This window comes from Bradyrhizobium lablabi (assembly GCF_900141755.1).
Lineage (GTDB): Bacteria > Pseudomonadota > Alphaproteobacteria > Rhizobiales > Xanthobacteraceae > Bradyrhizobium > Bradyrhizobium lablabi_A.
This window is the reverse complement of record NZ_LT670844.1, coordinates 853,316-866,069: the sequence shown is the minus strand read 5'-3', so window position 1 is coordinate 866,069 and position 12,754 is coordinate 853,316. Positions and strand designations below refer to the sequence as shown.

10 protein-coding genes are annotated in these 12,754 nt (G+C 60.9%); 4 read left to right on the top strand and 6 right to left on the bottom strand.

Annotated features, from left to right (window positions below; all coding sequences use genetic code 11):
* Positions 1-4: 4 nt before the first annotated feature.
* From B5526_RS04170 to B5526_RS04145, 6 genes are all read right to left on the bottom strand, one after another.
* Positions 5-1,510 carry an amidohydrolase family protein gene (locus B5526_RS04170; RefSeq protein ID WP_079537061.1) on the bottom strand — a complete coding sequence of 502 codons (1,506 nt, stop codon included), beginning with the start codon at positions 1,508-1,510 and terminating at the stop codon, positions 5-7.
* Positions 1,510-2,424 (bottom strand): polysaccharide deacetylase family protein, encoded by a 915-nt coding sequence (locus B5526_RS04165; RefSeq protein ID WP_079537060.1) that lies wholly within the window; start codon positions 2,422-2,424, stop codon positions 1,510-1,512. Before B5526_RS04165 ends, B5526_RS04170 begins: the two co-directional genes overlap by 1 nt.
* Positions 2,421-3,614: an amidase gene (locus tag B5526_RS04160; protein WP_079537059.1), complete on the bottom strand. Its 1,194-nt coding sequence runs from the start codon at positions 3,612-3,614 to the stop codon at positions 2,421-2,423. The genes B5526_RS04165 and B5526_RS04160 overlap by 4 nt, the downstream gene beginning before the upstream one ends.
* 8 nt (positions 3,615-3,622) lie before the next feature.
* Positions 3,623-5,107: a 4-hydroxyphenylacetate 3-hydroxylase family protein gene (locus tag B5526_RS04155; RefSeq protein WP_079537058.1), complete on the bottom strand. Its 1,485-nt coding sequence runs from the start codon at positions 5,105-5,107 to the stop codon at positions 3,623-3,625.
* A 244-nt stretch (positions 5,108-5,351) separates the two neighbouring features.
* Positions 5,352-6,692 carry an 8-oxoguanine deaminase gene (locus B5526_RS04150; protein ID WP_079537057.1) on the bottom strand — a complete coding sequence of 447 codons (1,341 nt, stop codon included), beginning with the start codon at positions 6,690-6,692 and terminating at the stop codon, positions 5,352-5,354.
* Positions 6,693-6,701: 9 nt separating this feature from the next.
* Positions 6,702-7,562 carry an alpha/beta fold hydrolase gene (locus tag B5526_RS04145; protein WP_079537056.1) on the bottom strand — a complete coding sequence of 287 codons (861 nt, stop codon included), beginning with the start codon at positions 7,560-7,562 and terminating at the stop codon, positions 6,702-6,704.
* Positions 7,563-7,976: 414 nt separating this feature from the next.
* Here B5526_RS04145 and B5526_RS04135 point away from each other — a divergent pair, with 414 nt between their 5' ends.
* The 4 genes from B5526_RS04135 to B5526_RS04120 all read left to right on the top strand — a co-directional run bounded on the left by B5526_RS04135 (position 7,977) and on the right by B5526_RS04120 (position 12,716).
* The gene (locus B5526_RS04135; RefSeq protein WP_154071119.1) at positions 7,977-9,560 is read left to right on the top strand and encodes an ABC transporter ATP-binding protein; all 1,584 of its coding nucleotides are present in this window, start codon (positions 7,977-7,979) and stop codon (positions 9,558-9,560) included.
* Complete coding sequence (locus B5526_RS04130; RefSeq protein ID WP_197688448.1) at positions 9,544-10,653, top strand: ABC transporter permease; 1,110 nt, start codon at positions 9,544-9,546, stop codon at positions 10,651-10,653. Before B5526_RS04135 ends, B5526_RS04130 begins: the two co-directional genes overlap by 17 nt.
* The gene (locus tag B5526_RS04125) at positions 10,650-11,570 is read left to right on the top strand and encodes an ABC transporter permease (RefSeq protein ID WP_079537052.1); all 921 of its coding nucleotides are present in this window, start codon (positions 10,650-10,652) and stop codon (positions 11,568-11,570) included. The genes B5526_RS04130 and B5526_RS04125 overlap by 4 nt, the downstream gene beginning before the upstream one ends.
* A 93-nt stretch (positions 11,571-11,663) precedes the next feature.
* Positions 11,664-12,716 (top strand): BMP family ABC transporter substrate-binding protein, encoded by a 1,053-nt coding sequence (locus B5526_RS04120; RefSeq protein WP_433994638.1) that lies wholly within the window; start codon positions 11,664-11,666, stop codon positions 12,714-12,716.
* The last annotated feature ends 38 nt before the right edge of the window (positions 12,717-12,754 follow it).

The following is a 12,754-nucleotide window of genomic DNA, read 5'->3' as shown; positions in this document are numbered from 1 at the left end:
CAGATCACCTCGGCTCCGGCCTGATCCGTCGCTCGATCGAGAGCGGCTCGTGCGACATCGATTGGGCAAAGGCAACGACGTGCGGTTCGAGCCGACCGGCCAGGGTCCGCGCCTGGCTCGTGGCTGCGGTAAGTCTGGCGACGCAATCGGCGACGCGGCTGCGCAGGTCGATTGTGTCGACTGAAACGATCTTCCGATCGAGGACCGTGAACGTGCCGCCTACCATCACGTCAGTCACCGCTGCAGAATCGGCGCAGTTCACCAGTTGGTTGATCGAATCATTGCCGGGGATGAAATCGACGTGGTTAAGATCGAACAGGGCGAGGTCGGCACAAGCCCCCCGCTCAATTCGGCCGCATGATTTGAGCCCCAGAAGTTTTGCGCCGCCGAGCGTCGCGAGCCTGGCGACTTCGTGAGCATGCAGCCAGTCCTCGCGCGGGCCGGTAAACATCCGTGCGCCAAAGGATGCGAGCCGCATCGCCTGCAACATGCTCAGTGAATCCGAGGAATTGGCGCCGTCGGTTGCCAAACCGACATTGATGCCGCGCTCCAGCATCGGCCTGACATGGGCAACGCCGGATCCAAGTCTGAAATTGCTGGCCGGAATGTGAGCGACGGAGCAGCCATGTTCGGCAAGCAGATCGAGATCGTCCTTGTCGAGCCAGACGCAGTGTGCGGCGGTGAAGTTCGGCCGGAGCATTCCAAGGTCGGCAAGATAACGGACCGCGGAACGTTGATAGATCTTTCGCGCGACGACAGCCTGCAGCCGGGACTCCGCGATGTGCATGTGGATTGGAAGCTCATGACGGTCCGCGATATCCAGGCAGTCCCGCAAAAAGCGTTCGGAGCAGTGATGCGGGATCGTGGGGGCGATGGCGAGCGTGACGGTGTCAGGCATTTCCATTCGCGCCGCTGCGATCGCTTCGACGGCCGCAATAATCCGGTCTCCGCTTGCAAGGGCGAAATTGCCGACCGTATCGCGCAGATCCTGCGGCAATGCGTCGACCAATCCCGGAATTGACTGAAACAGACTCTGATCGGCGACCATCGGCGCAAGCACCGCGCGCATGCCGGCGTCGGCATAGGCTTTTGCAGCGGCCGCAAAACCCTCTCTGGTCGGCCGAGGAAATTCGTAGAAAAGATCAAAACAGGCCGTGCAGCCCTTCGACAGCATATCGATGGCGCCGAGCAGCGTGGACAGGTAAATCATTTCGGGATCACGCGTCCCGGCGAGCCAGGGTCCGTTGGTCAGGGAGGCCTCGAGCGTCCACGCTTCGGCCACGCCCTTCATGAGATTGGCGTGGCCATGGGTGTGGGCATTGACGAGACCGGGAATGATCAGGCGATCACTTGCGTCGCGCTTTGCGGTGGTTGTGGCCGCCAACGTGCCGGGCGCGCCGACCGCGGCGATCTTTCCATCCTCGATCAAAAGGTCCTTGCGATCGGCCGTGCCTAATTCTGAATCGAGGACAAGCCCTCCGGTGAAGAGGAGGCTTTCGCGGGCCTTCATCAAAACCGCTCCGCAGGGTGGATATGCATCCAATGCCGGGCGATGTCGGCGCGGCTGGCGAACCAGATTCCGTCATGCTTCGCCGCGAGATCGAGAAACCTCATGACGGCCTCGAACCGGGCGGGCTGGCCCGAAATTCGGCTGTGAAGACTGACCGTCATCATCCGCGGGTGAGTCACGCCCTCCGCATAGAGTACGCGCAACGCCGAGGAGAGATGATCGAAGAAATCGTTTGCGGTGCCGAGTTTGGCGGTCGCCAGCCGGTTGTCATTGTTGGTAAAGCTGTGCGGAATAATGAGGTGCGCCTTCTCGCCGACTTTTACCCAATAGGGCCAGTCATCAGCATAGCTATCCGAATCGTAGAGAAAGCTACCGTGCTCGACGAGGAGCGCGCGGGTGTTTTGACTAGGCGAGTAGCGGCTTTGCCAGCCCAGCGGACGACGGCCGATCGCCCGTTCGATGCCGGCAACCGAGCGCGCGATGATTTCTCGTTCCTGCTCTTCGGTCAGCAAGAAATGCCTGACGAAACGGTCGCCATGACAACAAAGGTCGAGACCGAACTCCTTGATCGCATCCGCGATCTGAGGATTGCGTGAAAACGCCTGGGCACACGCGTTGACCGTGACCGGCAGGTTGCGCTCCCTCATCAAGTTGACGATCCGCCAAAAGCCCACGCGCGAACCATATTCAAAAAGTGACTCAGCGACGAAATCGCGAGTGCCTGCGGGCACTTCCTCCGGAATGCCGTCGGTCAGCGCAGTCTCCGTGGCATCGTCGCCGTCGGGGATCGAGGGTTCCGCACCCTCTTCGACATTGAGAACGACAACGAGCGCGAGGCGAGCGCCGTTCGGCCAGCGTGAATCCGGCGGGCTGCTGCCGTAGCCGATGAAATCCCGCTCGTTATTGGTCTTCATTTTTCGACCGCAGCCGCAGGCAAGGCGTTTCCGATCTTCTCGGCAAGGTCCAGCAGCAGTTGGTCTCCGCGCGGGCCGGCGATGAAGGACAGGCCGACGGGGCAATCATCGACGGTCACGGCCGGGATGTTGATCTGCGGCAATCTACAAAGGCTGGCAATGCAGGTGAGGGCGAGCGTCTTTTCCCGGAATTCGACCTGCGCCGACACCGGCGCGTCGCGGAACGGCGGAAGATCGTGCGCCGTCGGCAGGACCAACACGCCGTCGTTGCCAAGCAGCGCCACCAACCGGTCGGTCAGGGATTCGCGCTGGACAACCGCGGCAGCGAATTTTGCCGGATCGACGCGTGAGGCCAGATCGATACGTTCCGCTACCGCAGGGCTGAGGGTTCGCCCGGGCTTCTTGCCCCAGGCGCCGAGCGTCGACCAGAGATCACTGAGCTGCAGTGGCCTGAAGGTCTCCAGCCAATATTCGATGCCTTCCGCAAACAACGTCACCTCGGTCATGTGTCCCAGCGATTTCGCCGCCGGTAACAGGGTCTCCGCGATGTGGCGCGGGGGGATATCGAACGCGTCACGTGCCAGTAACAGCCGTGCCGGCTTATAATTTTCAATCGGGCCAAAGTAGAGTTCGCCTACGCGCTTGAGCGTACGAGCGTCGCGCGCGAGCCAGCCGACGGTGTCGAAGCTTGGCGCCATCGCCATGATCCCTGCAACCGACAAGCGGCCGAACGTCGTGCGCAAACCATAAAGGCCGCAAAAGCTCGCGGGAACGCGGATCGATCCGCCGGTATCGGTGCCGAGCGCAAAATCGCAAAAATTTGCCGCTACCGCTGAGGCAGAGCCGCTCGAAGATCCGCCGGGAACGCGGCTCGGAGCCTTCGGATTGATCGGCGTGTCGAAATGCGGATTCATTCCAAACATCCCGCAAGCGACCTCATCGGTCTGGGTCTTTCCGACCAAATAGGCACCTGCCATCAGCGGCACTAGCGCGGCAGGCGCGGTGGCTGTGGCCGGATCGGCTTCGCGCAGCCGATCCGGGTTGCCCCAGGCCGACTTGTACCCGGCGATATCAATCAGGTCTTTTGCCGCAAATGACAGGTCTGCGAGCGGTCCGTCCTGCACCAGCCTTAGCGATCGCCGGCCGTGCTCGACAAAGGCGAGACGCTTAATTTCATCGGGACTGTACATGATCGAAATCACTCCGCCGCATTTGGGAGCTTCAGATTGGTTTCGGGCAAACCATAGGAGCTCATGAATTGCTCGACGGCTCCCTTGGCGCCGTCCCAATCGAAGAATCGGAAGGAATTTCCGCGCGTCACGAAGGGAGCGCCTGAATAAAACATTTCATATTGCAGATGACGCGAGCCGAATTCGGAGCCGACGGCGTCCCATGCAAGCTTCATCAACTTGACGCGCTCTTCCGATGTCGCAACCGTCGACCGCTGCGTCTTATGAATGATGGCGTTGGTTTCCGCCGTCGCAAAATCGGCGTAGGACGAAGGAACCATGATCATGCCGCCGCCGGAAAGCGAGCGAATGGCTTCCGCGATCTCGGGATAAGTGGTCTGCGCGATGACCTGGGCCGCGCAAAGCATCGCTCGATCGGGAACGTAGAATTCGCCAAAATTCTCGCCCTTGAGCTCCATCGCGATCACAAGCGCTTCGATGTTTGAGACCTTCGCGGCCATTAAGCCCAGGGTTTCGCGCACCTGGGGATAGTTGATGATGTTGTTGGTTTCGGCGATCTTGCGCGCCAGTCCGAGCATGAACTTCAACTTTACCATCAACCGGACGATGCACTGATAGTTCTGTAAGACGTGGGCTCTGGTGTCGTGCCACTGGGCCTGCGCCATCTTCAGGTCCTTGCAGACGAAGACGCGATCCCAGGGGATCTTGACGTCGTTGAAGTGGACGACGGCGTCGTTCTCGTCGAATCTGGACGAAAGCGGATAATCGAATACGGATGTCGCGTTTTGCTCGTAGCTGCGGCGCGACATCAGGGTCAGACCCTTGGCGCTGAGTGGGACCACGGCGGTGAAAGCGTAGGCTTCGTCGCCGGCCTGCAATGCCTGAAAGCCCGAAACCAAAAGCTCGTTCGCCATGACGCCGCTGGTGGCCAGCATTTTTGCACCGCGAATGGTGATACCCTCGCTGTCCTCGTCGACGACGGAAGCCACCAGATGCGGATCGGGTTGGTTGCCTGCTGATCTCGCCTTGTCCGATTGTGGATTGATGATGACGTAGGACAGGAAAAGGTCGTTGTCCCGGGCGTACTGAAAATAGGATTCCAAAGCGGCGGCGCGGGCCCGGTCGTAATCGCGAAACGCCGCGAGCCCCATCCGGAAGCCTGCCAGCGTCGAGGCAACATGATCCGGTGACCTGCCGATCATGCCGCACGAAAGCTCCGACCATCGTTCGATGGCCTGACGGCGCCTGACGAGATCGCCATAGGTCTTTGGCAGCAGCCACGCCAGATTGACGCGCTCGCCGCTGGTCGGCGACGGGAACGTCATTTGTTCGAGATTTTCCGGCGCGGCCTGGAAATCATAGAGGCCGGCGGCGGTGGCGACTACGCCGCGAAAGCAGGGGTCCGTGGTGACATCGGTGACTTTGCGGCCGTCGATATAGATCGAACGGCCGTCGCGCAGGCTTGCAAGATAGCTGTTTCCGTCTCTGGCCATGGAGGACTCCGCAAAGCGTGCCGGAATCCGACGCCAGGCACTTACCCATTGCAGCCGGAATTGTGTGCAAGACTAGGGTTGGCGAAGATTTCCGGTCAAGCTGATCGATTGAGCACCAAAACCGCCGCCGGAAGGGGTTTTTGTGCCCGGATCGGCCGACGTGATCAACGATTAAGCAAAGACACTCGAAAATTGGGCAATTGCATACCATGGCGGCTGAGGCGCGGAGATTCCGCGACTGGCCTTAGGCGCTCGTCATGAATGCCGCCGCCGCGACGCCGTGCTCGTGACGCAGCCGCGCAAGGTCCATTCCGACCGGCACGCCCTCGGTAACGCGCCATTCGCCGCCGATCATCACCCGGTCCGCCCGATGCGCCCCGCAGAGCACGAGGGCTGCAATCGGATCGCCGGCGCCGGAAAACCGCAATTCGTCCAAGGTGAAGCACGCAAGGTCCGCTTGGCGTCCGACTTCGATCTTGCCGATATCTCTTCGCCCGAGACACTTGGCGGACCCTTCGGTCGCCCAGCGGAACGCGTCCAGATGGGTGACCTCCGACGCGTCGTAGGCGAGGCGTCCCAGTAGGAAAGCGTGGCGGACCGACTCCATCAAATTCGAGCTGTCGTTTGAGGCGGAGCCATCGACGCCTAGTCCCACCGTCACGCCCGCGGCTTCCAGATCCTTGGTTCGGCAGACGCCTGAGGACAGCATCATGTTCGATGTCGGGCAGTGGCAAATCCCCATGCCATGCTTGCCGAGCCGCTTTACCTCCGCATCGTTGAAGTGAATGCCATGAGCGAGCCAAACACGTTCGTTCAGCCAACCTACCTCTTCCAGATAGTCGAGCGGTCGACAACCATAGTGATGCAGACAGTAGTCGTCCTCATCGCGGGTTTCTCCCAGGTGCGTGTGAAGCAGGCAATCGTGCTTTGCGGCGAGATCGGCCGTATCGATCATCAGCTGCTTGGTGACGTTGAAAGGGGCGCACGGGGCCAGCGCGACGCGCAGGAAAGAGCCCTCGCTGGAATTGTGATATTTTTTCAGCACCCGTTCGCAATCCCGGATGATCGCGTCATAGTCCTGCATCAATCGTTCGTCGGCGAGACCGCCATCGGAAAAGCCGAGATTGATGGCGCCGCGTGTCAGCGTCATGCGCATTCCCAATTTTGTGGCTTCTTCCGCTTCGATGTCGACGGCGTCGGCCATATCGTCGGGAAAGACAAACAGGTGGTCCGACGCCGTGGTGCAGCCCGAGATCAGGAGTTCGGTGAGCGCGACGCGCACGGCGAGACGAAAGCGATCGCGATCGAGATGCGCACCCCAGATCGGATAAAGCTGCTTGAGCCACGGAAACAGCGGCTTGTTGATGGCTTGCGGATGGGCGCGCGTGAGCGTCTGGAAGAAATGGTGATGTGCGTTGACGAGGCCTGGGATGATGACGTGCCGCCTGGCGTCGAACACCTCGTCACAAGGTGTCGTCGGCCCTTGCTGGCCGACAAGTTCGATGATCCTGCCCCCTTCCACCACAAGCCCGCGCGGGCCTCCATCGGCCAGCATTGCGATCGGATCGCGAATCCAGGTTTTCATCGATCCCGCTCAGGTCGCCTTCTTATGTGCGACCCAGCGGCCCGACTCGGCTGCAAAAAACAAGTCGGCCAGCGCTGCATTGAACGCGGCCGGCTCTTCGCTGGTGACGTTATGACCGGTGCGAGGAATGACCAGGAGAGCGGCGGTCGGCGCCGCGCGCTTCAGAAAGAAACTACCTTCAAGACACGGTTCATCTTCATCTCCGACGATCACGAGCAGCGGCGGGGTGAAGCGCTTGAGATCGGCTTCCATTTCGTAAAGCGTCGGACGCTTGAGCTGCACGCCGAACATGGTGTTCGCATGACCCAGCGCCGAATGCTCGCTGAGCATGTGCGCGAACTCCGACCAGCCGCGGGGATCCTTGTTCTTGTGCGCCTGACGCATCGGCGCGTCGGCGTATTTCGCCGCCGCGGATTTGATGCCTTCTTCGGCAAACATCTTGCCGGTCTCGGCCACCTGCTGCTTCATGGCCGCGACGCGCTGGGCATCCGGCAATGAACCGAAGCCGCAACCGGCGGCCACCACCGAAATACAGCGCTGCGGCACACGGATGCCGACATGCAGCGCGGTGTAGCCGCCCATCGAGTGGCCGACGATATGCGCTTTATCGATCCCCAACGCATCAAGGAGTGCGATTACATCGTCGCGCGCAATCTCCTGGCTGTAGCGCGCAGGATCTTCGGGCACCTCCGATGGCGGATAGCCGCGCTGACTAAAAGTGATGCATCGATGCGAACGAGCGAAATGTCTGAGCTGCGGTTCCCAGGTGCGGTAATCGCCGGCATACTCGTGCACGAAAACCATAGCGCTTCCAGTCCCGACCTCTTCATAATAAAGCTTGGTGCGGTCAGGCGCTTGGATAAAAGGCATTCGGCCTCCGTAAGCCCAGAGGAATTTCATCTGCGTGACAGGATGCTAGTTGGCATCTTCGGCTTCCGCAACAAATTGCGCCGGGCGCTCTCCTGCGGCGGACCCGTGATGCTTGGAAGCGCTCGTTCGGTTTTTGATATCCGGTGTGCATCCGTCGGTCGCGCTGCCTCAAGTTGCACCGATGGACCGCGAGGCCGGCGACTGCCGACCGATTGACCGTCGGCCGGCGTGCCAGCCGCGGACGGTAAAGTCGGTCTTTGCTCCATCCGTCATGACCGCAGAGGCGCGGAAAAATCGAACGAAAATGCTGATTTTTGCTGCTCCGAAGGTCGGCTTTGCCGACTTGGCGCGCAGATTGCTTGTGCTTTGCAAGCGATGGAGGCCGCTGCCTGGCGGCCGGGACTGATTGAAACCATGGATCAATTGGGATTTGAACATCAGAAGCCGCGGTTGGTGCTTACCGGCATTACCAAGCGTTACCCAAGCGTGGTGGCCAACGATGGCGTCTCCTTGAGCGTCCGCCCGGGGGAAATTCACGCAGTGCTGGGCGAGAATGGTGCCGGCAAAAGCACCCTGATGAAGATCATCTACGGCGTCACCAAACCGGATGCCGGCACTATCCTGTGGAACGATCAGTATGAGACCATCGTCACCCCCGCGCAGGCGCGGCGCATGGGCATCGGCATGGTGTTCCAGCATTTTTCGTTGTTCGAGACGCTGACCGTCTGGGAAAACATCGCGTTGGCGTTGGACGAGCACGTCCCGACCGCGCAACTGGCGGCGCAGATTACCGAGGTGTCGGAAAAATACGGGCTTCCGATCGATCCCTACCGTCTCGTTCACAGCATGTCCGTGGGCGAGCGGCAGCGCGTCGAGATCGTGCGTTGTCTGCTGCAGGAGCCCAAGCTTCTGATCATGGACGAGCCGACATCCGTGCTGACGCCGCAAGCTGTCCTGGTATTGTTCAAGACCCTTCGGCGCCTGGCGTCCGAAGGGTGCAGCATCCTCTACATCAGCCACAAGCTCGACGAAATCCGCGCGCTCTGCGACACCGCAACGGTGCTGCGCGGCGGGAGGGTCAGCGGCACAGCGATCCCCAAGAACGAAACCAATGAGAGCCTGGCTCGCATGATGATCGGCGGCGAGCTGGCAGAGTGCCATCTGACCCCGCGCGAACCCCAGGAAGTACGGCTCGAGGTCGAGCACCTCAAGCTGGCCTCGCCTGATCCGTTCGGCACTTCGCTGAAGGACATCAGCCTGACGGTGCGCAGCGGCGAGATTTTGGGGATCGCCGGCGTTTCCGGAAACGGCCAGAAGGAATTGATGACGGCGCTCTCGGGCGAGCGTTTGAGCAGTCCGGGCTCGATGATCAAGCTGTTGGGGCAGCCGGTCGGCGATCTCAACCCGGCGAAGCGCCGTGCGATCGGGCTGACCTTCGTTCCGGAAGAGCGGCTGGGGCGAGGGGCGGTGCCGCCGATGAGCCTTGCTTCCAACGCCCTTTTGACCGGAGCGCGAAAGGGCATGGTGCTGAAGGGCCTGATCCATCCTGCCGTGATGCGGACCTTTTCCAAGTCCGTGATCGAGCGCTTCAAGGTCAAATGCGGCGACGAGCAATCGGTTGCCTCGAGCCTCTCGGGCGGCAATCTGCAGAAATACATCGTTGGTCGAGAGACCATGCTGCAGCCCAAAATGATGATCGTGGCCCAGCCGACCTGGGGTGTGGATGTCGGCGCGGCGCAGCTGATCCGGCAGGCCCTGATCGATCTGCGCGACCAGGGCGTGGCGCTGTTGGTGATTTCAGAAGAGCTCGATGAGCTCTTCACGATCAGCGATCGGATTGCGGTGCTGGCGGAGGGGCGGCTGTCGCCGTCGGTTCGACCCGCCGAGACGTCGATCGAGCAAATCGGGACATGGATGAGCGGCAAATTCGGCGACAAGGCGCCCGACCGCGTTGTACCCGCAAATTCGGATTTGGAGACGGCTGATGCTCAGGCTTGAGCGGCGCGCCACGCCATCTTCGACGATGCGCATTGCCTCGCCGGTGCTGGCGGCGCTTGGCATGCTTGTGACCGGATTCTTGCTGTTCAGCGCGCTGGGCAAGGATCCGATGGAAGCGTTCTATCTGTTCTTTGTCAAACCATTGTCGAGCGCCTATGGCATCGGCGAATTGCTGCTCAAGACGACGCCGCTGTTGCTCTGTGGACTCGGCCTGGCGCTCGGTTTTCGCGCCAATGTCTGGAATATCGGCGCGGAAGGGCAGCTCACGATGGGCGCGATCGCCGGCGGCGGCGTTGCGCTGTGGTTCGGCGACAGCGATTCCAGCCTCGCGATGCCGCTGATGCTGGTCGCCGGCGTGCTCGGCGGCATGGCCTGGGCCGCGATCCCGGCCTTCCTGCGTACCCGATTCAACACCAACGAAATTCTTGTGACGCTGATGCTGGTGTACATATCCCAGCTGGTGTTGTCCTGGCTGGTGCATGGCCCCTGGCGCGATCCGCAGGGACAGAACTACCCGCAATCCCAGGGTTTCGGTGACGCCGAAACCATGTCGGTTCTGATCAACGGAACCCGCGTGACCTGGGGCATCGTCTACGCCCTCGTGCTGGCGGTGGTCGCCTGGGTATTCTCCCAGAAGACCTTCGCGGGTTTCCGGATGCAGGTGGCGGGGCTTGCACCCGCCGCTGCGGCCTATGCGGGCTTTTCGGAAAAGCGAAACATCTGGATCGCGCTGATGCTGTGCGGAGCGACCGCCGGCCTTGCCGGGATCTGCGAAGTCGCAGGGCCAATCGGCCGGCTACAGCAGCAGATTTCGCCGGGCTATGGTTTTGCGGCGATCATCGTCGCCTGGATCGGGCGATTGCATCCGATCGGTGTCGTGTTCGGCGCATTGTTGATGTCACTGCTTTATCTCGGCGGTGAGGCGGCGCAGATGGGGATGGGTTTGCCGTCGGCGATCACCGGAATGTTCCAGGGGCTGTTACTGTTCTATCTCTTGGCCGCCGATCTGTTCATCGCGTTCCGGCTGAAGCGAGTGAGCGTTGCCGAAAACCCTGCACCGAAGGCTGTGACCACGTTGGAGAACGCCGCATGAATCCGCTCGTTCCGATGATTGCCTCTACCGTGGTAGCCGCCACGCCGTTGATCTACGCGGCGCTTGGCGAAACCATTGTCGAACGGTCCGGCGTCCTCAACCTCGGTATTGAGGGGATGATGTTGATCGGCGCGGTGTCCGGCTTTGCCGCGACGCTTGCAACTGGAAGCGACATCCTCGGGTTTGTCGCGGCGGCGTTCGCCGGCATCGCGCTGTCTTTGGTGTTTGGCTTTCTCACGCTCAACCTGCAAACCAATCAGGTAGCGACCGGTCTCGCGCTGACCTTGTTCGGGATCGGCCTGTCGGCCTTCGTCGGCTACAATCTCGCCGGTCTGCCGGTCAACCGGCTGGCGCCGATCACCATTCCCGGGCTGACCGCCATCCCCGTTCTGGGCGAGCTGCTATTTCACTACGACATCATGGTCTATCTTTCGGTCGCGCTATTCATCGGCGTGCAATGGTTCCTGACAAAGTCCCGCGCAGGCCTGACGCTGCGGGCGATCGGCGAATCGCCTGGAGTCGCCCACGCCATCGGAAAGCCGGTCCTGACCACCCGTTACCTCGCCGTGATGTTTGGTGGCGCGACCGCCGGCATTGCCGGCGCATATCTCTCGCTGGTGCAGACCCCGATGTGGGTCGAAGGCATGTCAGCCGGCAAAGGCTGGATTGCGCTCGCGCTTGTCGTGTTCGGTACGTGGAAGCCGACGCGTGTCGTCGTCGGCGCCTATCTGTTTGGCGGCGTCACGCAGTTTCAGCTGTTCGCGCAAGGCTTCGGTCTGCCGATCCCGACCGAGTTTCTGTCGATGCTGCCTTACGCGGCGACGATCATCGTCCTGGTCATCATCTGTCGTGATCCGAAGACGATCCTGCTCAACCAACCGGCCTCTCTCGGCCACAGCTTCCATTCGGCCGCGTGAGGGCTTCGCGGTCTAAGTCGCATCACAAGTAGCTCTAACCAAAAGGTAAGCGTCATGCAGCTAAGCAAAACTTTGAAATCTTTACCTCTATGCATTGCAACCGGCTTGATGGTGACAGCAACGACGGCGGCCTTTGCGGCCGAGCCGCTAAAGGTCGCCTTTGTATATTTGGGCCCGCGCGGCGACGGCGGCTGGACGCAACAGCACGATGTAGCCCGCCTGAAGCTGGAAGCGGCGCTCGGCTCCGCGATCAAGACCACGTTCGTGGAAAACGTCCCCGAGACCGCCGATTCCGAACGCGTCTTTCGTCAGCTTGCCGCCGATGGCAACAAGCTGATCTTCGCAACCTCGTTTGGCTACATGGAGCCGCTGCAGAAGGTCTCCAAGCTGTTCCCGGACGTGAAATTCGAGCACGTCAACGGCTTCAAGACCGCGGCCAACATCTCCGTCTACGAACCGCGCTTTGAGGAAGGCTTTTATCTGATCGGCACCATCGCCGGCCAGATGACAAAGTCCAACACGCTTGGCTTCATCGGGTCTTTCCCGATCCCCAGCGTCGTTCGCAATATCGATTCCATGACGCTTGGCGCGCAGGCGGTAAATCCCAAGGTCAAGACCAAGGCGATCTGGGTGAACACCTGGTATGACCCGGGCAAGGAGCGTCAGGCCGCTGATACACTGATCGCGCAAGGCGCCGATAACGTCGCGCAGAACACGGACTCGCCGGCGTCGATTCAGGCGGCGCAGGAAAAGGGCACCTACGCATTCTCGATCGATGCGGATATGTCGAGCTTCGGCAAGAAGGCGCAGCTCTCGGGCACGACGGAAGACTGGAGCGGCTATTATATCGCCGAAACCAAGAAGGTGCTGGACGGCACATGGACCGGAAACCGGCACACGCGCTGGGGTCTCAAGGAGGGACTGGTGGTGATGGCGCCGCTCAATCCGGATATTCCGCCGGCCGCCGTCAAGGTGTTCGAAGACGCCAAGGCCAAGCTGATCGCCGGCACGCTGAACCCCTTCGCCGGACCGATCAAGGACAATACGGGTAAGGAAATGGTTGCCGCAGGTAGCGTGATGCCGGACGCCACCTTCAGCTCGCTCAATTGGTATGTCGATGGCATCGAAGGTAGCGTTCCCAAATGAGCCGTATCTAAGCCTACCGCTAGAAGCGAGATTTCTGT